Source organism: Parerythrobacter aurantius, assembly GCF_045291475.1.
GTDB lineage: Bacteria > Pseudomonadota > Alphaproteobacteria > Sphingomonadales > Sphingomonadaceae > Parerythrobacter > Parerythrobacter aurantius.
Genome location: NZ_CP147985.1, coordinates 106,647 through 129,134, shown reverse-complemented (window position 1 = coordinate 129,134; position 22,488 = coordinate 106,647). Strand labels below are relative to the sequence as shown.

The following is a 22,488-nucleotide window of genomic DNA, read 5'->3' as shown; positions in this document are numbered from 1 at the left end:
CGGCATGACCGCTCCACAAACAAGGAGTGGCCTCATGACCCAAATGCTTCACAACGAATTGCTCGCCGACAAGGCAATCGTCCACACGGACCATCCCGTGCTTCGCCGCGGGTTCTTCGACCAGAGTTTCGAGCTGCCGGGCGGTCTCTATGCCGCCAGCCTGGCGTTGTTCGTCGCGTTTCTCGCGGTCATGACGCTTGGCTTTGGCAACCCCGAGCTGGCGATACCCATGGCGATCTTCGGGATCTTTTTCGCCGGCTTTTATGGGATTCCCCTGCTATTCGTGCGCGAGGCTCCCGAGAATTCGGCCGAGGCGATGAGCTGGGGCCAGTTCAAGTCGCGAGGGATCCGGACCATGACCGGACATCTCCCCGCCAACGAAGCCGTCATCCAGATGCTGATCCTGCCCGTCCTGATCCTTTTCTGGGGACTGGCCTGCGTCACCATTGCAGCGCTCGTCTAGAGGCCCACTCCCACGAGCGCCGCAAGTCGCGCGGGGTCGACCAGTTCGATCCCGCGCGCACCTTTTCGGGTAATGAGCCCGTCTTTCTCGAACCGCGTCAGGCGCCGGCTGACGGTCTCTATGGTCAGTCCCAGCATCTGGGCCATTTCGCCGCGTGACAGAGGCAGCTCGAACACCTTCGCGGGATGGCAGGGCGAATCGCTGGCCGCCCGGGCGAGTGAAAGGATAAGGCCGGCGAGGCGCGTTTCGGCATCTTGCTTGCCGGTCAGCTCCAGCAGTTCGCGGGCGGCGTGCAGGTCGTCCTGCGAACGACGCAGCAGGGCACGGGCAAGGGCGGGATACTTCTCCAGCGCCCGCTCCATCTCGGCGCGGGAAAAGACGCACAGCTTGCTGTCCGACAGGGCCACCACATCGTGCTGCGCGAAGGGCTGGAACATCTCGCCGACGAAACCGGCAGGGTGGATAAGGGCCAGGATCCGCTCTTCGCCGTCGCGGTCGAACGCGGTTACCTTCAGGGCCCCTGCAACAAGTGTCGCGCAAGCATCGCTTTCGTCTCCGGCAGCGAACAGCGTTTGACCCCTGTGCAAGGTGACCGTGCGTCCCGCCTTCGCCAGCGCCTGGCGCTCCTCGGCGGATAGTACCGCGCAGGCAGCGCTGTCCCGAACCGGGCAAGACGCGCAGGCCAGGCTCACCCGCCGACGACCCCTTTCAGGCGGGCGAGGGTGGTATCCTGCGCCGCAAGGATCCGGGCGACATCTGCCCTGATGGCATCGAGCGGTGCGACCTCCTCCAGCCGTATGGCCCGATCGGTGTAGAGCACCTCGAGATCGGCCAGGGCGGCGGCGGTCTCGCTCCGCTGCGAATCGAGCATGGCGATCGCGACCTGCGCTTCGACCCAGGCGTCACTCGCGATGGCCGCGCCCCGCGCCGACTGGGCGGCGGAGCTTGCCCGCGGGGCCATACGCTGGAAACTGCCATCGGCCGCCTCGGCGCGGCGCTCCAGGGCCTCGGCTTGGGCGAGTATCGCCGCTGGCACCGGTGCGGCGGGCGGCGGAGGTGGTGCCTCGGCATCGGGATCGATGCGCTCTGCAGGCCGTATCTGGAGCGAGGGATAATCGCCTTGAGGTGCGGCGCAGGCCGCCAGCAAGATGGGGACGCAGGTCGCAGGCAGGTAGCGGGACGAAATCGGGTTCATTTCCTGCCCATATCACGGACTGCGGCCCGCGCCACACCTGCCTCGTGGCTGGCGCAAGCCGTCGACAAGAAAAAGCCCCCGATGCGCGTTGACTTTGCGCGGATGTTCCCTTAACGGCACGCTTCTTTCCGGCCCCGCCCACGCGGGCAGCCGGTCGCGCCGTTGTCATGAGAGAGCGGCACAGCAACACGAATGGAAGTTAAACCGATGTTCGCAGTAGTGCGCACGGGTGGCAAGCAGTACCGAGTTGCCGCCGGAGACAAGATCGCGGTCGAAAAGCTGGCTGGTGAAGCTGGCGAGACCATCACGCTGGGTGACGTCCTCCTGGCCGGTGAAGGCGATTCGATCGCCGATGCCAGCAAGGTTGTCGTTTCGGCCGAAGTCATTGCCCAGGCCAAGAGCGAGAAGGTGATCGTCTTCAAGAAGCGTCGCCGCCACAACTATCGCCGCAAGAACGGCCACCGCCAGCAGATGACCCTGCTGCGCATCACGGCTGTCGGCGAAGAAAAGAAGGCTGCGCCGAAGAAGGCTGCGGAGTCGAAGGACGAAGCCCCGGCGAAGGAAGCCAAGGCCCCGGCCAAGAAGGCTGCTGCCAAGGCCGACGCCGATGCGAAGCCGGCCGCCAAGAAGGCCCCGGCGAAGAAGGCTGCCCCCAAGGCAGCCGACAAGAAGTAAGGAGCACGGACCATGGCACATAAGAAAGCAGGCGGTTCGTCGCGTAACGGTCGTGATTCGGCCGGTCGTCGCCTTGGCGTGAAGAAGTTCGGCAGCCAGGGCGTGGTTGCGGGCAACATTATCGTGCGTCAGCGCGGGACCAAGTTCTACCCGGGGACCAACGTCGGCATGGGCAAGGATCACACCCTGTTCGCCCTGCAAGACGGTGTCGTCCGATTCCACTCGGGCAAGCTCGGCCGCAAATACGTGTCGGTAGACATGCTTGCGGAAGCAGCCGAATAACCGGACGATCCGATAACGGGATCGTCCAGACGGGACGGTCCCAGCCGGGATAACCACCGGCAGACGTAGAGGGAGATGGGGCCGACCCGTCTCCCTCTTGTCGTTTCTCCCTCTCAGTTTGGCGTAATTTCCTTGCGCCGCCACGCAATTGTCACGCGGCCGGCCTAGGAGCCCGGCGCGGGACCACGAGGAGAGAGTTCATGTTCCACCGCAGCGAAAGACTGTTCCTGAGGCCCGCATTCCCCGAAGACTGGCAGGCGATCCACGCCCGTGTCAGCGACGAAGGTGTCGTGCGCAACCTCGCCCGTGCTCCCTGGCCTTACGGCGAGGCCGACGCGCGTTTCTTCGCCTCGATGAAACAGGACATGCGCCTGCCGCACTTCCTCGTCACCCTACCGGGTGAAGGCGTGATCGGCAGCGCCGGGCTCGGCGAACACGAGGGCGAGCCCGAGATCGGCTACTGGATCGGGCGTGACTACTGGGGCCATGGCTTCGCCACCGAAGCGGGCCGTGCAGTGGTCGATATCGCCCGCGTGCTGGGCCACCGGCGATTGAAGGCGGGGCACTTCGCCGACAACACGGCTTCGGGCAAGGTCCTGCGCAAGATCGGCTTCCGACCCACGGGGCAGATCCGCAAGCGCTACAGCCTCGCACGCGGCAGCGAAGTAGCGTCGGTCGAGTTCGAACTCGACCTCGATGGCCCGGCCATGGAGCTGCCACGAGCAGCATGATCCTCGATCGACATAGAAGAAGGTCCCGCAAGCGATTGCGGGGCCTTTCTTTTTTGCGCATGCGCGGCAGGGGGCTGGAGAGCTATTCCGCCGGCAGCAAGGCGTCTTCGAAATCGCCTTCGTAGATGTTGATCAGCGCGCGATCATCCTCGTTCCACGGGTGGAAGCCGGGCATGAAATAGGCCAGCCAGCCGGGGATAATGCGGCGCAAGAAGCCGGGCTTCACCAGCAGGTACTTGGCCAGCGCCAGGCGCCATTTCCAGCCGGTCAGGCCGTCCTGCGCCAGCAGTTCCATGGTGTCTTCGCTGCGGTGCTTGATGAAGCGCACGGTCACGAGCAGCATCATCAGGCTCTTGACCTTCCACCGCTTGAAGCGCGTCCAGTCGCGCGTGGCGTGCATCCAGGTATCGTAGGCGACGCCCTTGTGCTCGACTTCCTCGGCCGAGTGCCAGCGCCACAGGTCGCCGAGGTCGCCGTCGGCGCCCTCGAGGTAGGCTGGGTTTTTGAGCAGTTCGTGGCCGAGCATGGCGGTGAAATGCTCGAGCGCCATGGTGGCGGCGAGGTTGAGGATCACCGGGCGGCCCTTGAGATCGTCGAGCAGCACTTCGACCCGCTTGTCGATGGCCTTGATGTCGTAACCGTGATCTTCCGCCAACCTGTTGAAGGCGACGTGTTCGCGGGTGTGGTTGATTTCCTGCTTCACGAAAGCGCGGATTTCGGCGGTGAGTTTGGGATCGGCGCCGTCGCGGAAGGCCTTTACCGATTCGATGAAAAAGGCCTCGCCGCGCGGGAAGGTGGCGCTGAGTGCGTTCATCCAGGCGCTTGCGACCGGGTCGCCATTAAGCCACCAGCGGCGCGACTTGAGCCCGCGACCGAAGCGGCGGTCGCGCACGGTGATCTCGAGATCCGCCGGGGTGGGGGTGGCGGTATCGACCGGGAAAGTGGCGGGAGCGTTCATCGAAAAACCCTGATTCGTTACTGACAACGGTGTAAGTAAATGCTACTGACATTGATGTCAATAAGATTTCTCATACAGCTTGCCGCGCGGGGCTGTGGGGGCTAGCCTTGCTGCTCTGGATCGCAAAAACAGGGACTTTGATGGTAACCCGCAAAAGACGTTCACCCGAAGAATCACGTGCCACGGCCCTTGCTGCCGCTCGCACCCTGTTGATCGAGGCGGGCCCGCAGGCGGTGACGTTGAAAGCGGTCGGCGCAAGGGTAGGGCGCACCCACGCGAACCTGTTGCATCATTTCGGTTCGGCGGCCGGCTTGCAGCGCGATCTTGCGGCGCATCTGGCGCAAACCGTATGCGAAAGCGTGGCGGAAGCCGTTCGCGCTACGCGCGCCGGATTGGGTTCACCCCGGGAGGTTGTCGATATCGCCTTCGACGCATTCGAGCGCGAAGGCGGGGGCGCGCTGGTCAGCTGGATGCTGGCGACAGGCCACGAAGACGCAATCGAGCCGTTCGTGGAGACGATCCACTCCATGGTCGACGACCTGAACCCTGAGGAGGACGGCCATCTCGATGCCATGGCCGCACACCGGGTGACGCATACGGTGGTGCTTCTCGCGCTGGGCCAGTCCTTAATCGGCGGCCCTCTGGCAAAATCGCTGGCGCTGCCCGATTCCGTCGCTCGCGATACGGCCGAGCGGATGATCATCGAAGACCTCGTTGGCCGCCACGCGGAAAGACAGGTCTAGCCCTCGAGCCTCATCCATGCCGGCACGGTGGTGCGGTCGATGTCTTCCAGGCGCTGGTGGACCACCGCAAGTCCGAGGTCTTCATGTCGTACCCTGACACGCTTCTGGTCGGCGTCTTGCACTGGCACGACCAATAGCCGGCGATTGACCTTTTGCCGCCAGTTCATCCGCGCGGTGTTTTCCTGTCCGACGTAACAGCCTTTGGTGAAGCTGACCCCGTTCAGTTCAACCGCATTCGTTTCCAGCCACAGGATATCGCCCAGTTCCTCGCGCCCCTCCGGCACGCCCAGTGACAGCCGGTGAGCCAGCCATGCGGAGTCGGCGGCAGCGGATGAAGAGGCGGGTGCGAGCCAGCGGCGCCCGAGGGCAGCGAGGCGCGGGTCGGGTTGGCCATCGGTGCCACCGGCGCTCCAGTGGACTGCGAGCCCGTCGTCTCGTGCGATCGAAATCTTGCGCCGAAGCCGGTACAGGCTCAGCCGCTTGACCAACTCGTCGGTGTGGGCCGCCTCGCAGTCGAGCAAGAGATCGCGGCCATCGTCCCATACGATAAAGTCGAACATCGTCTTGCCCTGGGCGCTCAACAGCGCCGCATAGGCGGGCAGCGGGCCTTGCACGTCGTTGGTGACCAGACCTTGGAGGAAGGTGCCGACATCTTCGCCCTCATCGAGGGGGGAGAGCCGGATCACGGCGCGATCGGTAAGAAGCGTGGCCATGGGTATCACGTGGTGGCTGTCGCGCCCGCTTCAAGGCGGCGTGCGATCGCGCCGGCTATCAGCTCGCCGAGCCGCGCACCTTGCTCGGGATAAAGATAGGGTTCGATCATCTCCGCCTCCATCAGCAGCAATTGTCCGCTCGCGCCGCGCACCATGTCGATGCGTGCATAAAGCGGTTTCCCGACCGGCACCGTGTCGACGACCGCCTCCGCTGCGGCCAAGTCCTCGCCTGAAGGGTTTAGCACCTCTTCAGTTCCGCCGTAGATCGATTGCACGCGGTAGTCGCCCTGTGCCGCCCGTTTGCGCAGCGCGTGCGAAAACTGCCCGTCGACAAACAGGAAGGAGTATTCCCCATCCTCCTGAATTTGCGGGAGGAACGGTTGCAGCATCGCCGGATGCTCCATGTTCCACTGGGGATCGAGGGTAGCGCGATGATGGATCGATTGCCCTTCCGCGCCGGCACCGACCTGCCGTTTGGCGACAACCGTATCGGTCCCGAACCGGTCCATTGCGTCGAGCACATCAGCAGCTACCGGAGCAGCGATCCAGGCCGTCGGAATGGTCGCCGCCCCGCTGGCCTCCAGATCCTGAAGGTAGGTCTTGCGAGCGTTCCAGCGCACGGTCGCCGCGCTGTTGCAGACGATGTGCCCTGCCGCTTCGAGCGCGTCGAGCTTTGCCAGGAATTGCTCTTCGCTGTCGTGATAGTCCCATGGGGTGCCGACCAGGACCAGCGGCATGTCGGCGAAGGCTGCAAGGTCGCTGCGCCAGTCGATTTCCACCAGCGCGTGACCCCGGGCTTCCAGTTCGGGGCGGATGGCCGCCACCATCAGATCGTGTTCGAAGGCATCGGCGCGGCGGTCAGGGGATCCGGGGTGCGTCCCGGGACAGGTAAGGAAGGCGATGTTCATGGAATGCGCCTCTACGCGCCGCAAACGCCGCTGGAAAGACGCCGCGCCCCTCACTAGAGACAGCCGCCATGACAGAGACGCTGACGATCCGCCGCCCCGATGACTGGCACGTGCACCTGCGCGACGGGCCGATGCTTGCCGGAGTGGTCGGCTATACCGCGCGCCAGTTCGCCCGCGCCATCGTCATGCCTAATCTTTCGCCGCCGGTGACAACCAGCACGCTGGGCGCGGCGTACCGCGAACGGATCCTCGCGGCCGTGCCCGAAGGCATGGCGTTCATGCCGCTCATCACTGCTTATCTCACCGACCGCACCGATGCCGAGGACCTGGTTTCAGGCCACGCTAGGGGCATTTTCACCGCCGCGAAGCTCTATCCCGCCAACGCCACGACCAATTCGGCGCATGGTGTCAGCGATATCGAGCGGCTCTACCCGGTGTTCGAGCGCATGGCCGCTGTCGGTATGGTGCTCTGCGTCCATGGCGAAGTGACCGATGCGGATGTGGACGTGTTCGACCGCGAAAAGGAATTCATCGACCGCACCCTTGCGCCGCTGCATGCCAGGCTGCCAAACCTGCGGATCGTATTCGAACACATCACGACGTCCGACGCGGTCGATTTCGTATCGTCGGCGAGCGGGAATGTCGCCGCGACGATCACGCCGCAGCACCTCCATATCAACCGCAACGCCATGCTGGTCGGCGGCATCCAGCCCCACAACTACTGCCTGCCCGTCGCCAAGCGCGAAACGCACCGGCTGGCGCTGCGCAAGGCTGCGACGTCAGGCTCGGCCAAATTCTTCCTCGGTACCGACAGCGCTCCGCATGAAAAGCATACCAAGGAGAGCGCCTGCGGCTGCGCCGGCATCTTCAATGCGCCGCATGCGCTGGAAAGCTATCTCGCCGTGTTCGAAGAAGAAGGCGCGCTGGAGCATTTCGAAGGCTTCGCTTCGCTCCACGGCCCGGCTTTCTACCGCTTGCCGGTGAACGAGGAGACAATCACTCTGGTGCGTGAGCCGCAGCAGGTGCCCGAGGTGCTGGAGACGGCCGGCGGCGCGGTCGTGCCGTGGCACGCCGGGCAAACGCTCAACTGGCGGCTGCTCTCGTAGCGCGGCGCTTCGCCAGCAGGTCCCAGACGAACACCGCAAGTGCAGTCCAGATCAGGGCGAAACTGATCATCTCGGCCGTGTGCAACGGCTTGTCGAAGACCGTGAGGCCGAGAACGAAGACGATGCTGGGGGCCAGGAACTGCGTGAAGCCGAGCGTCGAATAGTCCATCCGTCGCGCCGCGATGGCGAACAGCAGGAGGGGAACCGCCGTCAGCACCCCGCCGAGCACGATCGCAAGGCTTAGGCCGAGCGAATTGTCGAAACTGGAGCCAGCCGGGCTGAAAGCGTACCACATCGCAATGGAGATCGACGGCAGCAGGAGGATGGCACTTTCGATGGTGAGACCGGGCAACGAGCCCACCGGCACCTGTTTCCGCAGCAGGCCGTAGGTGCCGAAGCTGATCGCCAGCGTCAGGCTGATCCACAAGGTGGTCAATGCCCCGGTGGCCAGCACCGCCACGCCAGCACTGGCGATGGCGACCGCGATCCATTGCAGCCGCGACAGCTTCTCGCCCAGTAGCACCGTGCCCAGCAGCACATTGACGAGCGGGTTGATGTAATAGCCCAGGCTGGCGGCATAGACCTGCTCCGCCTGGATCGCCCAGACATAGACGAACCAGTTGATCGCCACCAGCGTAGCGCTTGCAGCGAGCACCCGCATGACCTTGGGATTACGAAGGGCGTCGCGTACCTCCGGCCACTGCCGCCGGAACCAGACGATCAGCAGGCAGACAGGCAGCGTCCAGACGATGCGCCAGGCCACGAATTCGAAGGGCGGTACCGCCTTGACCAGGAGCAGGTAGAGGGGGAGGAAGCCCCAGATCAGATAGGCAGCCAGCGCAGGCGGCAGGCCGGATGGCGGCCTATCGGGAGATGAGCTCATGGCGCGGCCCTAGGGTCACGGCCTGTCGCCCGCAAGCGGCGATTGACCCCCCGCAACGGCTCGCTTCGTCGAATTTTCCGTTTCTGACAGCCACGTTGCACACCGTTCAGGAATCAAGGCGTAAACATGAACGCATCGGACGGGTTACCGGTGGATCCCCGCCCGCAAGTCAAGGAATGCAAAGGAAACAATCATGCCCAACCTGCTCAAGACCACCGCTCTTGCCGTCGCAGCCTCCGCAGTCATGGTGACCACGCCGATCGCCGCAGCTCCTTTCTCGCACCATTTGCCGGCTGCGGAAACGACCTACGGCGTGCCCGCTTGGCAGGCCGAAACGTCCGAGCACGGCAAGAAGCGCAAGTATCGCGACCGTTACTACTACGACCGCGGACGCTACGACTCCTATCGTTATGACGAGCCGGTCTATCGCGACACCCGCGTCTGGGAAGGTGATGACGGGCGCTTCTACTGCCGTCGCAGCAACGGGACGACCGGGCTGCTGATCGGCGGTGCCGCCGGGGCGCTCGCAGGCCGCGAAATCGCCGGCCGTGGCGACCGGACTCTGGGCGCGCTGCTTGGCGGTGTCGCAGGGGCCCTCCTTGGCCGCGAGATCGACCGCGGTGGAAGCCGCTGCCGCTAAGCGACATGACAAACTCCGGCTCCGCCAGCGGAGCCAGGGCCGCGGCACCCCACCACGCCGCGGAGGATGCCCCGTTCCCGACCTGCTCGGGGCGGGGCATCCTTATTCGGGCCAGCATCGACCGACGCAGATAATTGACGCGGATTTTACGGTTTGCGCCGTATGAAGCGGGGATGCGTAGCCTCGCCTTACCATTCCTTCTTGTCCTCTCCGCTTGCGACTCCGGGGCTGACGAGACCGCTCCGGTCTCCGAGCAGGATCCTTTGACAACGCAGGCGCTGGGCGACCAGTTGACGGTCGATCCCGATCTTTCGCAACAGAACGAAGCCAACGCCGCGCTGGGCGGCAACACCGATCATTCGCTGCCGGCGGTTATCGCGACGCGCGAAGCCATAGAGGCGGCCAAGCTCGAGGCAGGGGACCTGGCAGGCGGCACGGCAAATCTGCGACCCTTGGGCGAGCCAGCGGCGACGACGGGCTTGCCTGAAGAAACGCTTTATTCCGTTGTCGAGCTGGCAAGACTGACAGCCGGCGTGGGTCGCTGTGCAGATCGCGCCACTTTTACGGCGGCCTGGGCCGCCAGCATGCCCGCTGCGCTGCCGATCTACCCGCGCGGGAATACGCTCGAAGCTGCGGGAACGGATGCAGGGGGTTGCAAGCTGCGTGCGGTACGCTTCCTCACCCCTGTGACGAGCGAGGATGCTCTGGCCTTCTATGCCGCCATGGCGCGCAGGGGAGGGTTCGGCGTTGTTCACGAGCGCGCCGGCGAAACGGATATACTGCGCGGCTCTTCAGGTCGGCGGCACTATTCCGTCTATGTAAGGCGACGCGAAACGGGCATCACCGACGTTGCACTGGTGACCAGCGGGTTCTGACGATCAGCCGTCGCGGAACCCGACCCCGACGGTGGCGCGCGGCTGTTCCATTTCGCTGCTGGCGACCGGATAGGCGCAGTAATCCGCGGCGTAATAGGCAGCCGGGCGGTGGTTGCCGGACAGACCCAGACCCCCGAACGGTGCCTTGGACGAGGCGCCGCTGGTCGGCTGGTTCCAGTTGACGATGCCTGCCCGGACGCTGGCCCAGAACCGGTTGTAGTCCTGCGGCGTGCCTCCGATCAGCGACGCGCTGAGGCCGAACCTCGTATTGTTCGCCTCGGCGATGCCCGCAGCCAGATCGGGCACCTTTATGACCTGCAGCAGTGGCCCGAACAGTTCCACATCGGGGCGATCCTTGATCGCAGTGGTGTCGATGATGGCGGGGCTGAGGAACGGCAGATCGTCGTCGGCCCGCGTCATGTGCTTGATGGCCTTGCCGCCGTGCGAAAGGAAATAGAGGAAGGATTCGACCAGCTGGTCGGCCGCCTGGTTATCGATCAGGCAGCCCATGAAGGGCTGAGGCTCTGCGAACGGCTCCCCGACGATAAGCCGGTCGGCGAGCTTTTTCACTTCGGGCACGATCGCGTCGTACATGCTATCGACGACGATCAGGCGTCGGGCCGCCGTGCAACGCTGCCCGGCGCTGGTGAAGGCGGATCGCACAATCAGGATTGCCGCATCGGTCACCAGCGGCGTATCGGCGACCACGATGGGATTGTTGCCCCCCATCTCCAGCGCCAGGATCTTGCCGGGGTTGGTGGCCAGTTTCTTGTTGATGGCAATGCCTGCCTGCGCCGAACCGGTGAACAGCACGCCGTCGATCCCGCGGTGCGCGACCAGCGCCTGGCCCTCGGCCGGCCCGCCGACCAGCAACTGGATCACGGCTGCCGGCACACCGGCCTTGTGGAAACATTTGACCAGCAGTTCCCCGACTGCGGGGGTCTTTTCGCTCGGCTTGAAAATCACCGCATTGCCGGCAATCAGCGCCGGGACGATGTGGCCGTTAGGCAGGTGCGCCGGGAAATTGTAGGGGCCGAGAACCACCATGACGCCATGGGGTTTGTGCCTGACCGCGGCCGTGCCGCCGAGGCCGCTCTCCAGCTTCTTCTGTCCGGTGCGTTCGGCATAGGCCGATACGGATATGTCCACCTTGGCGATGACCGATTCGACCTCGGTCTTGGATTCCCAGAGCGGCTTTCCGGTTTCCTGCGATATCAGCCTGGCAAGCTTGTCGGCGGCGGTCCGGACCTCGTTGGCGAACCGGCGGCAAGCTTCGATGCGATAGGCCAGCGGCTTGGCTGCCCAGTCGGGCCAGGCGCGACGGGCGCGATCCACCGCTGCATCGACGTCGCCGGTTTCACTCCGCCACAGCTCTTCGCCGGTGGACGGATTGTACGAAATGATCTCGTTCTGGCTCAAGGTCTTGCGATCGTTCTCTGGAGGGTTGAATGCGACCCTTCCGCGTCTCCCGCCGCGGCTTCTAGCGCAATAGGTCGGCGCGTCAATTCAGGCAGCATACTGCCGTGCCTCATTTTACATGACCGGCGGGGCGAACTGCCGTGCCATGTGCTTCGCCAAGCGTCCGCAGGCGGACAATCTTGGCCTCGAGCGGCGCCCAGTCGTCCGCCTCGGCAATTGCGGACCAGATCGTCTCGACCTCGTCGATCAACATGCTTTCGGCCGCCGACCCGTGCCAGTAGGGATGGTCCAGCGCACCGTCTGCCGCGACATAGTCGGCCAGAGCGGCGAGATCGCCCCTGCCGCCGCGATGGGCGTGGAAGAAGGCATCGGGTTGCCAACCTCCTTCGCGCAGTTCCTTCTCGCAGGCGGCGACCAGCGCGCTGTCTGCCGCCAGGCCCTGCGGTTCGACACCCAGCCGCCAGCACCAGCGGCGCGAAATCGCCTCGGCATAAGCGGGACCGAACCGGTTCATGGCTGCGATCAGCGGCTCCGCTTCGGTCAGCGCGCGCAATGCGATGGCAAGCTGCCCGCAATTCCAATGAAGCGCTTCGGGCTGGCGTCCGAATGCGTACAGACCGCTGTGATCGAAATAGGCGGCGGTAAACCCTGGATCCCAGCGCGGGAGCCAGCGCCACGGACCGTAATCGAAACTCTCGCCCGTGATGTTCATGTTGTCGGTGTTGAGGACCCCGTGAACGAAGCCGGAAACCATGTAGCTGGCCGCGAGGTCGGCCATCCGTTCAACGACCTGGTGCAGCAGCCGCGCGGCCGGCTCGTCGCGCCCGGGCGCATCGGCGGGCGGCTCGCTTCCCGGGAACCGCGAAAGGCAATATTCGACCAGTTCGGCCATGTGATCGCGTTCATCGAGCACAAGCAACCTCTGGAAGCTGCCGATGCGGATGTGCGAATGGCTGAGCCGCACCAGCACTGCCGAGCGTGCCGGGGACGGTTCGTCCCCGCGTTCCAGTTCCTCGCCCGTCTCGACCACCGAAAACGTCTTCGAGGTGTTTACGCCGAGGGCTTCGAGGAATTCTGTTGCCAGGATTTCCCGCACCGCCCCTTTCAGCGTCAATCGACCGTCGGCCGTGCGGCTGTACGGGGTGGTCCCCGATCCCTTGGTGCCGAGGTCCAGTAGCCGACCTTCACCATCGACAAGCTGGGCAAACAGGAACCCCCGTCCGTCGCCGATGTCGGGATTGTAAACGCGGAACTGATGGCCGTGGTACCGCAGTGCCAAAGGGCGCTGCAACGTACCGGAAAGGGGCTCAAAGCGGGCAAAGTGGTCGACCCAGCCGGCATCGTCGAGCTGCGCCAGGCCCACCGTTGCGGCATGACGGTCGTTGCGGAAGCGCAGCCTCGCCTCAGGAAAAACCGCAGCCTGTACTTCGTCTCCAAGCCAGGGGGCCAGTGGCTCGATAGCTTGGGAAGGGCGATAGCTGGCGGCTTGCGGTTCGGAGCGCATCGCGGGTAAGTGGGGGACTGCGTGCCCGCGCACAAGCAGAACCTTCCCCACCGCCGAGATCCACGAGCCTTGACCAACCAGACCGAAGCCGACGCCGCCTGGACGGATCGCCAGTGGGAAAGCGCCGACGGGCTGAAGCTCCATTACCGCGACTATCCGGGCGAGCCAGGGCTGGCGCCTGTGCTCTGCCTCCACGGACTAACCCGCAATGCGCGCGACTTTGCGGTGCTGGCAGAACGGATTGCCCCGTCACGCCGGGTAATCGTCCCGGAAATGCGCGGACGGGGAATGAGCGACTACGCGAAAGACAGCGCCAGCTACAATGCGGCCCAATATGTCGCGGATGTCGAGCTATTGCTGGGGGAATTGCAGTTCGACCGCTTCATTGCGATCGGCACCTCGCTTGGCGGCATCATGACGATGATGCTTGCTGCGGCGGGTGCGGAGCGCATCGTCGCTGCGGTCCTCAACGACATCGGGCCGGTCATCGAGCCTCGCGGTCTCGAGACGATCCGCGGCTATGTCGGCCAAGGGCGCAGCTTCCAGACCTGGATGCATGCCGCGCGCGCCCTCAGGGAAGTGCACCAGCGTGCATACCCCCGGTTCGGTATCGAGGACTGGCTGGCCATGGCCAAGCGGGTGATGGTGCTGGGGCAGGGGGGACGCATCGTCTTCGACTACGACATGGCCATTGCCGAACCCTTCAACACCGCCCCTGCAAATGCGGCACCCGCAGATTTGTGGGCCGCTTATTCCGCTCTCGCCGGAATACCGCAGGTTCTGGTGCGCGGTGCGCAATCGGATATCCTGTCCGAAGCGACCGCCCGCGAGATGAAGGCGCGCAGCGAGCGCCTCACCCTCGTCACCGTTCCGGATACGGGCCATGCCCCCCTGCTGACCCAGCCGGACGTGCTGGCCGCGATCGACGCACTTCTGGCAGGCGCCGGGTGAGCCTGCGCTTCCTTCATCTGCATTCCACTTTCTCCGCCGGCGGAAAGGAACTGCGCTGCGTCCAGCTCATCAACGCTTTCGGACCGGCTATCGGCCACACGATCGTTTCGGGGGTTCCCGGCGCAATGGGCGCGGCCGACCATTTCGCCGCAGAAGCACGAGTCGATTTCCCGACGGACTTTCCCTCGCTTGCGGGCAAGCCGTGGCCATGGCGGCTGCTTGGGCTGGCCCGGGCAATGGCGGGATACGACCTTGTCCTGACCTACAATTGGGGGGCGATGGATGCGGCGCTGGCGCATGCGCTCTATTCCATGCCGATGGGCTTGCCGCCCCTGATCCATCACGAGGACGGGTTCAACGAAGACGAACGCAATGGCCTCAATCCGTGGCGCAATCGCTATCGCAGGCTGGCTCTTGCCAGGGCGCAGCACCTCGTCGTTCCGTCGGAAACGCTGGAACAGGTTGCGCTCGGCGCGTGGAACCAGCCGCCGCGCCGTGTCCGCCGCATTCCGAACGGCATAGATACCGCCGCTTTTGCCGCTGCTCCGATGCGCGATGCCATACCGGGCCTGGTGAAGCCCGCCGGGGAGAAGTGGGTCGGCACGCTGGCCGGACTGCGCCAGATCAAGAACCTTCCCCGCCTCGTCCGTGCCTTTTCAGGGCTACCGGCGCCATGGAAACTGGTGATCGTCGGCGAGGGACCTGAAGAGCATGCGATCCGCGCCGAGGCCGACCGTGCGGGCGTCGGCGATCGCGTCATTCTGCCGGGATTCGCGGCCGAACCCGCCCGCTACGTCGGCCTGTTCGATATCTTCGCCTTGTCGAGCGATTCCGAGCAATTCCCGATTTCGCTGGTCGAGGCCATGGCCGCCGGACTGCCGGTGGCGGCGCCTTCGGTCGGCGATGTGGCCGCCATGGTCGCCCCCGCCAATGTGCCCTATGTTGTCGCCGCTGGAGACGATACGGCGCTCGGTGCGGCGCTGCTGGCTTTGTCGGGCGATGAGGCATTGCGACGCAAGATTGGCGAGGCCAATCGTGCGCGGGCCTGCGAGCGCTTCGATGCATCGGAGATGGTCGCCGCCTACCGGAAGCTCTATGGCCGCGCCGCCGGGATCGACGAGGGCCTGTGACGTCACTTCACCCTGCATTCACCTGCCGGGCACAACATTCCATCGCGGTTGATTTGACCACTGCCGGACCCTAAAGACGCGCTCACCCGAATTACCACGACAAGAGAGACGAGCCCGACGTGGCCTTGACACCGAACAGTCCGAACAATTCCCCGGACAAGAAAGCCCAGATCGCTGCTGCCCAGGACGAAGCGCTGCTGCGCGAGGTCGACGATGCTGTCCGGCAGGACGACATGGCCGAGTTCGGTCGCAGGTATGGCCGCCCTGTGCTTGGCGTAGTGGTCGGCGGCCTCGCGCTGTTCGGCGGCTACCTGTGGTGGGACGCCCGCCAGGAAGCGGCGATGGAGGCGTCCTCCGAAAAGCTCGTCTCGGCCATGGACCAGATCGATGCCGGCAACCTCCAGAGCGCCCGTGAATCGCTCGATGCGGTCGCCGCCGGTGACAATGCAGGCACGCGTGCCGCAGCCCTCGTTCTCCAGGGCGGCGCACTGGCCCAGCGCGGCGATCTTGCCGGCGCCGCCGAGGCATTCGGCAAGGTGGCGACGGATACCGGCGCCCCGAAGGCCTATCGTGACCTGGCTCTTGTGCGGCAGGTCGAAGTGCAGTTCGATACGATGAACCCTGCCGAGGTCATCGCCCGCCTCAAACCGATCGCGGTGCCCGGCCAGCCGTTTTTCGGCCGCGCGGGTGAGCTGGTGGCAATGGCCTATCTCGAACAGGGCAAGCAGAAAGAGGCCGGGGCCCTGTTCGGGCAGATCGCCAGGGATGAAGACGTGCCCGAAACGCTGCGTTCGCGCTCGCGGCAGATGGCAGGGCTGCTGGGGGTCGACGCGGTCGAGGATGTCGACAAGGTGCTGAAGGAAGTCGATGCCGATACTGGCGCGACTTCCGTACGCGGCAATTGAACAACAGCGTGGCCGAGGCCCGACACAGGAACATGGACGCAATGGCTTTGAACCGATTTTCGCGCACCGGATGGGCTTTCAAGGCGGCCAGTGCGGTCGCCCTGGCGGCGAGCCTTGCGGGCTGTTCCGGTGGCCTCTTCGGCGGAGGCGAAGGCAAGAAGGATACGCCGACCCTCGGTGTGCGCGAACCGGTGTTGTCGAGGATCGAAACCGGAACCAGCGTCGATCCGGCGCTGGCAGGCGTTGCCGTGGTCTTGCCGCCCGCGCAGGTGAACGCCGACTGGGCCATGGCAAGTGCAACCCCGGGCAAGAGCTACGGCCATCTTGCTCTGGCAGACACACCGGGCCGCGCATGGACCGCCCGGATTGCCGGAGCAAGCAACCGCGTCCGCTTCGGCGCGGCGCCGGTCGTTGGTGGCGGCAAGCTGTTCGCCGTGGACACCGAAGGTACGGTCAACGCCTTCGATGCGGCAACCGGTGCGAAGCTCTGGAGCTATCGCATGGAAGTCGACAAGACCGCGCGCAACGCGGCCTTCGGTGGCGGCGCGAGCTACTCGGGCGGACGCGTTTTCGCCACCAACGGCGTCGGTGAAGTCATTGCGCTCAATGCCGATACCGGCGCGCAGATCTGGAAGGTCAAGCCGGCCGGGCCGCTGCGCGATGCGCCAACGCTCGCATTCAACCTCGTCATCGTGATGACGCAGGATAACCAGATCCTCGCGTTGAGCGCTGCGGACGGTAGCCTTTCCTGGCAGGAATCGGGTTCGCAAGCGCAGGCCGGAGTCTTCGGCGTCGCTTCGCCCGCTGCGGGCCAGGGCTCCGTGATTGCCGGCTACAGCTCCGGTGAGCTCACCGCCTATCGCTACGAAAACGGCCGCACGCTGTGGTCCGATGCGCTGGCACGGACGTCGATCAGCACTGCGGTCGGCTCGCTGACCGACATCGACGCGGATCCGATCATCGATTCCGGGCGGGTTTACGCGCTGGGGCAGGGTGGTCGCATGGCCGCCTACGAACTGGTGACGGGACAGCGGATCTGGGAACTCAACCTGGCGGGGATTTCTACCCCGGCGATCGCCGGCGAGTGGATCTTCACGCTTACCGACGATGCGCGCATGCTGGCCATCGCGCGGTCGAGCGGCAAGGTGCGCTGGATTACCCAATTGCAGCGTTGGCGCGACGAAAAGGACAAGGAAGGCCCGGTATTCTGGACCGGTCCGGTTCTCGCCGGAAATTCGCTCTACGTGGCCAGCAACCAGGGCGAGATCTGGCGTCTGAGCGTTGGTGAAGGCAGCGCGCAGCTCTTCCAGGACCTGAAGCAGCCTGTCAGTGTCCCGCCGATCGTGGCCAACGAGACGCTCTATGTGCTCGACGACAGCGGGACGATTCACGCTTTCCGCTAGAGCTGACGCGGCGGCCCGATTGCCCTGTATCGCCACTCGTTTCGTATCGTTGGCGTGGCTTTAACCCTTTGCCGCTAGGTGCAGGGGCATGGATGCAGGGCCCTACACCGCCAGCATGGATCGCCGGCCACCGCCGAGCGACGTTTCGGCAGGCGTCGGCCTTGCCGGATTGCTCGGCTTAGCCGCCTGGATCCTGTTCTGCAGGAATTACGCGCCCGTGGCCGACCTGCTGGGCCTGCCCGGGCCGCGCGGACCGCTTTCCGGACCCTACGCCTCGCTCGCGGCCATGGCATTCACAGCCGGGCCGATGGTGGCATGGTCGCTGCTCGTTGACAGGGTGCATCTGCGTCCCTCGACGGGTATCGACTGGGCAAACCCGGCACCGCCCGCAGCCACCCGGGCGATATCCTTCACCAAGCTGACGGGGCTCTGGGCGACCTGGGCGATCATCGCCGGTCTTTATTGTCTCGGGCGGTGGTACTGGGACGGGCAGTACCTCTTTGCCATGCAGGTATTGGGCATCGCCCTGGTGCCGATGCTTTTGCTGTCGGTGCCCTATGTCCTCTGGCTCGACCGCCGCATGATCGAGCCGCGCGACCATTGCTGGCATTTCGGGGTGCTGCTGCTGGGTCGTGAACCGTTCGACGCGGACGAGGTCAAGAAGCACTGGCGCGCATGGATCATCAAGGGGTTCTTCGGCGCCTTCATGATTTCCATCCTGCCCGGTGGTTTCGCGCAAGTCGTGGAAGCCGACCTTGCCGGTATGGCGGACAGGCCGGCGGCGCTGGCGTGGTTCCTCATCAACCTGCTTTTCGTGGTCGACGTGCAGATCGGGACGGTAGGCTATCTGGTGACCTTTCGCCCGCTCGATGCGCATATCCGCAGCGGCAACCCGTTCCTCGGCGGATGGGTCGCGGCATTGCTCTGCTACCCGCCTTTCGTTTTCGGCTTCATGGGCGGCAACGGGCTGCTCGCTTACGAGGTGCACACACCCGGCTGGGCCTTCTGGCTCGAAGGGCATACCCTGCTAACCGCCCTATGGGGAACGGCGCTGGTCTGCCTCACGGGAATCTACGCCTGGGCGACGGTTGCATTCGGCATCCGCTTTTCCAACCTCACCTATCGCGGGGTGCTTACGCACGGACCGTACCGCTTCACCCGGCATCCGGCCTATGTTTCGAAAAACCTCTTCTGGTGGCTGTCGACACTGCCTTTCCTTGTCGGCACCGACGGCACCATGGTGGACGCCATCCGCAACACCTTCTTCCTCGGGCTGGTGAGCGCGATCTACTACTGGCGTGCCCGGACGGAAGAGGCCCACCTGCTCGCCGAAGATCCGAAATATCGCGAATACCACGCGTGGATGGATCGCCACGGCCTAATCACCGCGCCGCTTGCGCGTATCGCCAGGTGGGTCCGGTCGAGCAGACCGGTTTTGCCCCAACCGGCAGAATAGGCGACCCTAGAGCGGCGCGCCGTAGTCGGTTTCGTATATCCTGAGATCGCGCCCGACCGGCGGATTGGCCGCCATCACCTGCTGGAATTCGGCCATGTGCGCGCTCCGCCCGTGGGCGGCGAGCGCGTCGCGGTCGCGCCAGCGTTCGTAGATGATGAGCACGTCGGGATCCGACAGGTCCTGTGCGAAAGTGTAGGTCAGGCAGCCGTCCTCGGCGCGGCTGGCGGCGACCATCGTCCTGATCGCTTCGACTACGTCGGGCTTCGCGGCGACCGTGCCGGGTGCCAGCTGGATCGTGCCGTTGATCTGGATCATCTGGTCTCTCCCAATCGTCAGAAACTGTATTTGTAGATCCGCTTGATGTCGCCGTTCCACTCGCCGTGGTACATATCCAGCAGGCGCTGCGCGGGCACCTTGCCGCTGGCGACGATTTCGTCGAGCGTTTCGAGGAAGCCGGTCTCGTTGTCGCCGCCGGTGTTGAGTCTTGCCCGGGCAGCGAGACCCTGGCGCGATATGCTCAGGACATCGCGTGCAAGGTCGCGCAGTTTGTGTCCGCCCGGGATCGGCGCATCCAGCGCGAGTTTCGGCACGGCATTGCGCAGCGCCTTGCGCTCTTCCATCGACCAGTCCTTGACCAGTTCCCAGGCCGCATCGAGCGCCGAGTCATCATAAAGCAGCCCGACCCAGAAAGCGGGCAGAGCGCAAATGCGGCTCCACGGGCCGCCATCCGCGCCGCGCATTTCGAGAAAGCTCTTGAGCCGCACTTCGGGGAAGGCGGTGCTGAGGTGGTCCCACCAGTCGCTCTGGGTCGGCTTCTCGCCGGGCAAGACCGAAAGCTTGCCCTCCAGGAAATCGCGGAAGCTGAGGCCCGCCGCGTCGATATATCTGCCCTCACGGTAGACGAAGTACATCGGTACATCGAGCATGTAATCGACCCAGCGATCGTAGCCGAAGCCGTCCTCGAACACGAACGGCAGCATGCCGGTGCGATGCGGGTCGGTGTCAGACCAGATGTGCGAACGGTAGGAAAGGAAGCCGTTGGGCTTTCCCTCGGTGAAGGGCGAATTGGCGAACAGCGCCGTTGCCAGCGGTTGCAGCGCCAGCGAGGTGCGAAACTTCTTCACCATGTCGGCTTCGCTCGAATAGTCGAGATTGACCTGGATGGTGCAGGTCCGCAGCATCATGTCGAGGCCCATGCTGCCCACGCGCGGCATGTGCCGCAGCATGATCTCGTAGCGGCCCTTGGGCATGATCGGCAGCTCTTCGCGCGTCTTGTCGGGCCACATGCCGAGGCCGAGGAAGCCGATGCCGCAAGCCTCGCCGATCTCCTTCACTTGTTTGAGGTGGCGGCCGGTTTCGTTGCAGGTCTGGTGCAGGTTTTCGAGCGGGGCGCCCGACAGCTCCAGCTGTCCGGCCGGTTCGAGACTGACGGCGCCGTCTTCGCCCTTGAGCGCGATGACGTTGCCGCCTTCCTCGACAGGCGTCCAACCGAAGCGTTGCAAACTCAGCAGGATATCGCGGATACCTGCGGGTTCGTCATAGGACGGGGCGCGGAAGTCCTCGCGCCGGTAGACGAGCTTTTCGTGCTCCGTGCCGATGCGCCAGTCGCTCTTGGGCTTCTCGCCCATTTGCATCGGCGCGACCAGCTGGTCGCGCGATTCGATGATGGGGTCCTCGGCCCCGCTCTCCTCCCGAGTGCTCATGAAATCGCCGTTAGGCCGCGATCATGGCGAGGGAAAGAAATTTCGGTTTCCAACTGAAACCGCAATACTTGCGCCCGTGCTGTAATTTAATCCTGCCAGTCACCAACGGTACCCATCCACAATGCAGTGGCGGCGATTGCGGCGGTCTCGCCTCGCAGGATACGCGGGCCGAGGGTAATGGCGCAGGCCTGGGGCAGCGCACGGATGGCTTCGCGCTCGGCATCGTCGAAGCCGCCTTCCGGCCCGGTCAGCAGCGCCGCCGGGCCACGGCGTGCGCAGAAGGCTGTCTCTGCAGGCTCGCCGCCCGTTTCGTCGGCGAAGAACAGTGCGCGGTCGGTCGGCCAGTCGCGCAGCAAGGCGTCGATCTTCACCGGTTCGGCGAGTTCGGGCAGGGCTGTGCGGGCGCATTGCTCGGCCGCTTCGGTGACGATGGTGCGTGCGCGCTCGGCATTGAGCTTGTCGGCGACGCAGCGGCGGGTGACGACCGGCCGGATCGCGCGCACGCCGAGCTCGGTTGCTTTCTCCAGCACCAGGTCGAAGCGGTCTTTCTTCAGCAGCGCCGGGACGAGCCAGACATCGGGCACCTGTTCGCGTGGCCGAAGCATCTCGACCGGCTCCAACATGACCTGCCGCTTGCCGGCGTCGAGCACCTTGCAGGCCCATTCCCCGGTTTCGTTATCACACAGGATCACCGCATCGCCGGTGTGGATGCGCATGACCTTGCCCAGGTAATGAGCAGCGTTCCCGTCGACCGTTACCGGTGCGCCCGCCGTCACAGGGTGCGGCACGAACAGTCGCGGGGCGGAGCGGGGCGGCCAGGCAGGCGTTGCGGGCATGACTAGGCACGTGGCACGCGCCGCGTTAGGGGGCAAGCCATGTCCGATGCCGCCACCACCGATGTTGTCCCGGATTCCGAGCATCGGGGCCTTGTAGCACGCCTTCCGCAGCTTCCGCGCGATCTCGCCATGCTGGCGCGCTTCGACCGGCCGATCGGCTGGTGGCTGCTGTTCTGGCCCTGCGTCTGGGGCGTGTGGTTGGCAGGGGCAGGCTGGCAGCTGGCCATGCTCGGCTGGCTCCTGCTCGGTTCGATCGCCATGCGTGGGGCGGGGTGCGTCTACAACGATATCGTCGATGCCGATCTCGACCGGCAAGTGGCCCGGACCGCCAGCCGCCCGGTGGCGAGCGGGCGCGTGTCGCGAAAGGTTGCGTGGGGCTGGCTGCTGGCGCTCTGCCTCGTCGGCCTCATCGTGTTGCTGCAATTGCGGCTCGAGGCGCAGCTGGTGGCACTGGCGAGCCTCGCGCTGGTCGCGGCCTATCCCTTCATGAAGCGCATCACCTGGTGGCCGCAGGCGTGGCTGGGAATGGTCTTCACATGGGGCCTGCTGGTAGGCTGGGCGCAGTTCCGGACGGACCAGCTGCCTGCGCTCGCGGCGATCTATGCCGGATCGGCGCTGTGGGTGATCGGCTACGACACGATCTACGCCCTGCAGGATCGCGAGGACGATGCAATGGTCGGCATCAAGTCCAGCGCCTTGCGGCTGGGTGAGAGCGTCACGGCGGGCGTCGGACTGTTCTATGCCGGTGCGGTGGCGCTGTGGGCGCTCGGCATCTGGCTGCTGCGAGCCGACTGGATTGCATTGCTCGCACTGCTTCCGGTGGCAGGGCATCTCGCTTGGCAGGTTGCGACGCTGGATGCGGAGGATCCCGCCAACCCGCTGGAGCGGTTTCGCTCCAATCGCTGGGCCGGGGCGCTGATGGCGGCGGCGTGCTTCGTGGTGGGGAACGCCTGACACCTGCAATGAGCGGTGTTTACTTTTCGTTCTCCCAGCTTCACCACCACATCCG

At 64.9% G+C, this 22,488-nt stretch carries 25 protein-coding genes; 14 read left to right on the top strand and 11 right to left on the bottom strand.

What is annotated here, in order from left to right:
- The first annotated feature begins 34 nt into the window (after positions 1-34).
- Complete coding sequence (locus tag WAB17_RS00685; protein ID WP_435418123.1) at positions 35-463, top strand: hypothetical protein; 429 nt, start codon at positions 35-37, stop codon at positions 461-463.
- Here WAB17_RS00685 and WAB17_RS00680 read toward each other — a convergent pair.
- Complete coding sequence (locus WAB17_RS00680; protein ID WP_435418122.1) at positions 460-1,155, bottom strand: Crp/Fnr family transcriptional regulator; 696 nt, start codon at positions 1,153-1,155, stop codon at positions 460-462. The genes WAB17_RS00685 and WAB17_RS00680 overlap by 4 nt on opposite strands.
- Positions 1,152-1,658, bottom strand: coding sequence for a hypothetical protein (locus tag WAB17_RS00675; RefSeq protein WP_435418121.1), 507 nt, complete (start codon positions 1,656-1,658; stop codon positions 1,152-1,154). The genes WAB17_RS00680 and WAB17_RS00675 overlap by 4 nt, the downstream gene beginning before the upstream one ends.
- 207 nt (positions 1,659-1,865) lie before the next feature.
- Between WAB17_RS00675 and rplU the strand changes: the two genes are divergently transcribed.
- The 3 genes from rplU to WAB17_RS00660 all read left to right on the top strand — a co-directional run bounded on the left by rplU (position 1,866) and on the right by WAB17_RS00660 (position 3,346).
- Positions 1,866-2,333, top strand: a complete 468-nt coding sequence (gene rplU / locus WAB17_RS00670) for a 50S ribosomal protein L21 (protein ID WP_435418120.1) — start codon at positions 1,866-1,868, stop codon at positions 2,331-2,333.
- A 12-nt stretch (positions 2,334-2,345) separates the two neighbouring features.
- Positions 2,346-2,615 carry a 50S ribosomal protein L27 gene (gene rpmA / locus WAB17_RS00665; RefSeq protein WP_435418119.1) on the top strand — a complete coding sequence of 90 codons (270 nt, stop codon included), beginning with the start codon at positions 2,346-2,348 and terminating at the stop codon, positions 2,613-2,615.
- A gap of 200 nt (positions 2,616-2,815) precedes the next feature.
- Complete coding sequence (locus WAB17_RS00660) at positions 2,816-3,346, top strand: GNAT family N-acetyltransferase (RefSeq protein WP_435418118.1); 531 nt, start codon at positions 2,816-2,818, stop codon at positions 3,344-3,346.
- Between the two features lie 82 nt (positions 3,347-3,428).
- Here the strand turns inward: WAB17_RS00660 and WAB17_RS00655 are convergent, their stop codons facing one another.
- Positions 3,429-4,304 carry a metal-dependent hydrolase gene (locus tag WAB17_RS00655; protein WP_435418117.1) on the bottom strand — a complete coding sequence of 292 codons (876 nt, stop codon included), beginning with the start codon at positions 4,302-4,304 and terminating at the stop codon, positions 3,429-3,431.
- Positions 4,305-4,444: 140 nt separating this feature from the next.
- Between WAB17_RS00655 and WAB17_RS00650 the strand changes: the two genes are divergently transcribed.
- A complete protein-coding gene (locus tag WAB17_RS00650; protein ID WP_435419405.1) occupies positions 4,445-5,047 on the top strand; it encodes a TetR family transcriptional regulator in 603 nt (200 codons plus the stop codon).
- Here WAB17_RS00650 and ygfZ read toward each other — a convergent pair.
- A complete protein-coding gene (ygfZ, locus tag WAB17_RS00645; RefSeq protein WP_435418116.1) occupies positions 5,044-5,760 on the bottom strand; it encodes a CAF17-like 4Fe-4S cluster assembly/insertion protein YgfZ in 717 nt (238 codons plus the stop codon). The genes WAB17_RS00650 and ygfZ overlap by 4 nt on opposite strands.
- A gap of 5 nt (positions 5,761-5,765) precedes the next feature.
- The gene (locus WAB17_RS00640) at positions 5,766-6,668 is read right to left on the bottom strand and encodes an ATP-grasp domain-containing protein (protein ID WP_435418115.1); all 903 of its coding nucleotides are present in this window, start codon (positions 6,666-6,668) and stop codon (positions 5,766-5,768) included.
- Positions 6,669-6,736: 68 nt separating this feature from the next.
- Here WAB17_RS00640 and pyrC point away from each other — a divergent pair, with 68 nt between their 5' ends.
- Positions 6,737-7,774 carry a dihydroorotase gene (gene pyrC, locus WAB17_RS00635; RefSeq protein ID WP_435418114.1) on the top strand — a complete coding sequence of 346 codons (1,038 nt, stop codon included), beginning with the start codon at positions 6,737-6,739 and terminating at the stop codon, positions 7,772-7,774.
- On the opposite strand, the gene rarD is transcribed toward pyrC, so the two are convergent.
- On the bottom strand, positions 7,752-8,657 hold the full coding sequence (gene rarD / locus WAB17_RS00630; protein WP_435418113.1) for an EamA family transporter RarD: 906 nt from the start codon (positions 8,655-8,657) through the stop codon (positions 7,752-7,754). The two genes, pyrC and rarD, sit on opposite strands and share 23 nt — an antisense overlap.
- 193 nt (positions 8,658-8,850) lie before the next feature.
- Here rarD and WAB17_RS00625 point away from each other — a divergent pair, with 193 nt between their 5' ends.
- Entirely contained in the window at positions 8,851-9,297 is a 447-nt protein-coding gene (locus WAB17_RS00625; RefSeq protein WP_435418112.1) for a glycine zipper 2TM domain-containing protein, read from the top strand.
- A gap of 263 nt (positions 9,298-9,560) precedes the next feature.
- A complete protein-coding gene (locus WAB17_RS00620; protein ID WP_435418111.1) occupies positions 9,561-10,172 on the top strand; it encodes a hypothetical protein in 612 nt (203 codons plus the stop codon).
- A 3-nt stretch (positions 10,173-10,175) separates the two neighbouring features.
- Here WAB17_RS00620 and astD read toward each other — a convergent pair whose 3' ends face one another.
- Together astD and WAB17_RS00610 are read right to left on the bottom strand one after the other, a co-directional pair.
- A complete protein-coding gene (gene astD, locus WAB17_RS00615; RefSeq protein WP_435418110.1) occupies positions 10,176-11,591 on the bottom strand; it encodes a succinylglutamate-semialdehyde dehydrogenase in 1,416 nt (471 codons plus the stop codon).
- Between the two features lie 109 nt (positions 11,592-11,700).
- Entirely contained in the window at positions 11,701-13,095 is a 1,395-nt protein-coding gene (locus WAB17_RS00610) for a protein adenylyltransferase SelO family protein (RefSeq protein ID WP_435418109.1), read from the bottom strand.
- Between the two features lie 69 nt (positions 13,096-13,164).
- On the opposite strand from WAB17_RS00610, the gene WAB17_RS00605 reads away from it, so the two are divergent.
- From WAB17_RS00605 to WAB17_RS00585, 5 genes are all read left to right on the top strand, one after another.
- Positions 13,165-14,046, top strand: coding sequence for an alpha/beta fold hydrolase (locus WAB17_RS00605; RefSeq protein WP_435418108.1), 882 nt, complete (start codon positions 13,165-13,167; stop codon positions 14,044-14,046).
- Between the two features lie 2 nt (positions 14,047-14,048).
- Positions 14,049-15,176 (top strand): glycosyltransferase family 4 protein, encoded by a 1,128-nt coding sequence (locus WAB17_RS00600; protein ID WP_435419404.1) that lies wholly within the window; start codon positions 14,049-14,051, stop codon positions 15,174-15,176.
- A 119-nt stretch (positions 15,177-15,295) separates the two neighbouring features.
- Positions 15,296-16,081, top strand: coding sequence for a tetratricopeptide repeat protein (locus tag WAB17_RS00595; protein ID WP_435418107.1), 786 nt, complete (start codon positions 15,296-15,298; stop codon positions 16,079-16,081).
- A gap of 41 nt (positions 16,082-16,122) precedes the next feature.
- Entirely contained in the window at positions 16,123-17,484 is a 1,362-nt protein-coding gene (locus WAB17_RS00590; RefSeq protein WP_435418106.1) for a PQQ-binding-like beta-propeller repeat protein, read from the top strand.
- Positions 17,485-17,572: 88 nt separating this feature from the next.
- Positions 17,573-18,940 carry a methyltransferase family protein gene (locus tag WAB17_RS00585; RefSeq protein ID WP_435418105.1) on the top strand — a complete coding sequence of 456 codons (1,368 nt, stop codon included), beginning with the start codon at positions 17,573-17,575 and terminating at the stop codon, positions 18,938-18,940.
- Between the two features lie 6 nt (positions 18,941-18,946).
- Here WAB17_RS00585 and WAB17_RS00580 read toward each other — a convergent pair whose 3' ends face one another.
- The 3 genes from WAB17_RS00580 to WAB17_RS00570 form a co-directional block, all read right to left on the bottom strand.
- Positions 18,947-19,255 carry a putative quinol monooxygenase gene (locus WAB17_RS00580; protein ID WP_435418104.1) on the bottom strand — a complete coding sequence of 103 codons (309 nt, stop codon included), beginning with the start codon at positions 19,253-19,255 and terminating at the stop codon, positions 18,947-18,949.
- A gap of 17 nt (positions 19,256-19,272) precedes the next feature.
- Positions 19,273-20,643, bottom strand: a complete 1,371-nt coding sequence (locus WAB17_RS00575; RefSeq protein ID WP_435418103.1) for a glutamate--cysteine ligase — start codon at positions 20,641-20,643, stop codon at positions 19,273-19,275.
- A gap of 86 nt (positions 20,644-20,729) precedes the next feature.
- Positions 20,730-21,479, bottom strand: coding sequence for a 16S rRNA (uracil(1498)-N(3))-methyltransferase (locus WAB17_RS00570; RefSeq protein WP_435418102.1), 750 nt, complete (start codon positions 21,477-21,479; stop codon positions 20,730-20,732).
- A gap of 39 nt (positions 21,480-21,518) precedes the next feature.
- Between WAB17_RS00570 and ubiA the strand changes: the two genes are divergently transcribed.
- Positions 21,519-22,433, top strand: a complete 915-nt coding sequence (ubiA, locus tag WAB17_RS00565; RefSeq protein ID WP_435418101.1) for a 4-hydroxybenzoate octaprenyltransferase — start codon at positions 21,519-21,521, stop codon at positions 22,431-22,433.
- Positions 22,434-22,488: the final 55 nt, after the last annotated feature.

Bases quoted from the DNA above. Each gene is read 5' to 3' on its own strand.
- WAB17_RS00685 (WP_435418123.1), top strand. From the start codon at position 35: ATGACCCAAATGCTTCACAACGAATTGCTCGCCGACAAGGCAATCGTC.
- WAB17_RS00675 (WP_435418121.1), bottom strand. From the start codon at position 1,658: ATGAACCCGATTTCGTCCCGCTACCTGCCTGCGACCTGCGTCCCCATC.
- rplU (WP_435418120.1), top strand. From the start codon at position 1,866: ATGTTCGCAGTAGTGCGCACGGGTGGCAAGCAGTACCGAGTTGCCGCC.
- rpmA (WP_435418119.1), top strand. From the start codon at position 2,346: ATGGCACATAAGAAAGCAGGCGGTTCGTCGCGTAACGGTCGTGATTCG.
- WAB17_RS00660 (WP_435418118.1), top strand. From the start codon at position 2,816: ATGTTCCACCGCAGCGAAAGACTGTTCCTGAGGCCCGCATTCCCCGAA.
- WAB17_RS00655 (WP_435418117.1), bottom strand. From the start codon at position 4,304: ATGAACGCTCCCGCCACTTTCCCGGTCGATACCGCCACCCCCACCCCG.
- WAB17_RS00650 (WP_435419405.1), top strand. From the start codon at position 4,445: ATGGTAACCCGCAAAAGACGTTCACCCGAAGAATCACGTGCCACGGCC.
- ygfZ (WP_435418116.1), bottom strand. From the start codon at position 5,760: ATGGCCACGCTTCTTACCGATCGCGCCGTGATCCGGCTCTCCCCCCTC.
- WAB17_RS00640 (WP_435418115.1), bottom strand. From the start codon at position 6,668: ATGAACATCGCCTTCCTTACCTGTCCCGGGACGCACCCCGGATCCCCT.
- pyrC (WP_435418114.1), top strand. From the start codon at position 6,737: ATGACAGAGACGCTGACGATCCGCCGCCCCGATGACTGGCACGTGCAC.
- rarD (WP_435418113.1), bottom strand. From the start codon at position 8,657: ATGAGCTCATCTCCCGATAGGCCGCCATCCGGCCTGCCGCCTGCGCTG.
- WAB17_RS00625 (WP_435418112.1), top strand. From the start codon at position 8,851: ATGCCCAACCTGCTCAAGACCACCGCTCTTGCCGTCGCAGCCTCCGCA.
- WAB17_RS00610 (WP_435418109.1), bottom strand. From the start codon at position 13,095: ATGCGCTCCGAACCGCAAGCCGCCAGCTATCGCCCTTCCCAAGCTATC.
- WAB17_RS00590 (WP_435418106.1), top strand. From the start codon at position 16,123: ATGGCTTTGAACCGATTTTCGCGCACCGGATGGGCTTTCAAGGCGGCC.
- WAB17_RS00585 (WP_435418105.1), top strand. From the start codon at position 17,573: ATGGATGCAGGGCCCTACACCGCCAGCATGGATCGCCGGCCACCGCCG.
- WAB17_RS00580 (WP_435418104.1), bottom strand. From the start codon at position 19,255: ATGATCCAGATCAACGGCACGATCCAGCTGGCACCCGGCACGGTCGCC.
- WAB17_RS00575 (WP_435418103.1), bottom strand. From the start codon at position 20,643: ATGAGCACTCGGGAGGAGAGCGGGGCCGAGGACCCCATCATCGAATCG.
- WAB17_RS00570 (WP_435418102.1), bottom strand. From the start codon at position 21,479: ATGCCCGCAACGCCTGCCTGGCCGCCCCGCTCCGCCCCGCGACTGTTC.
- ubiA (WP_435418101.1), top strand. From the start codon at position 21,519: ATGTCCGATGCCGCCACCACCGATGTTGTCCCGGATTCCGAGCATCGG.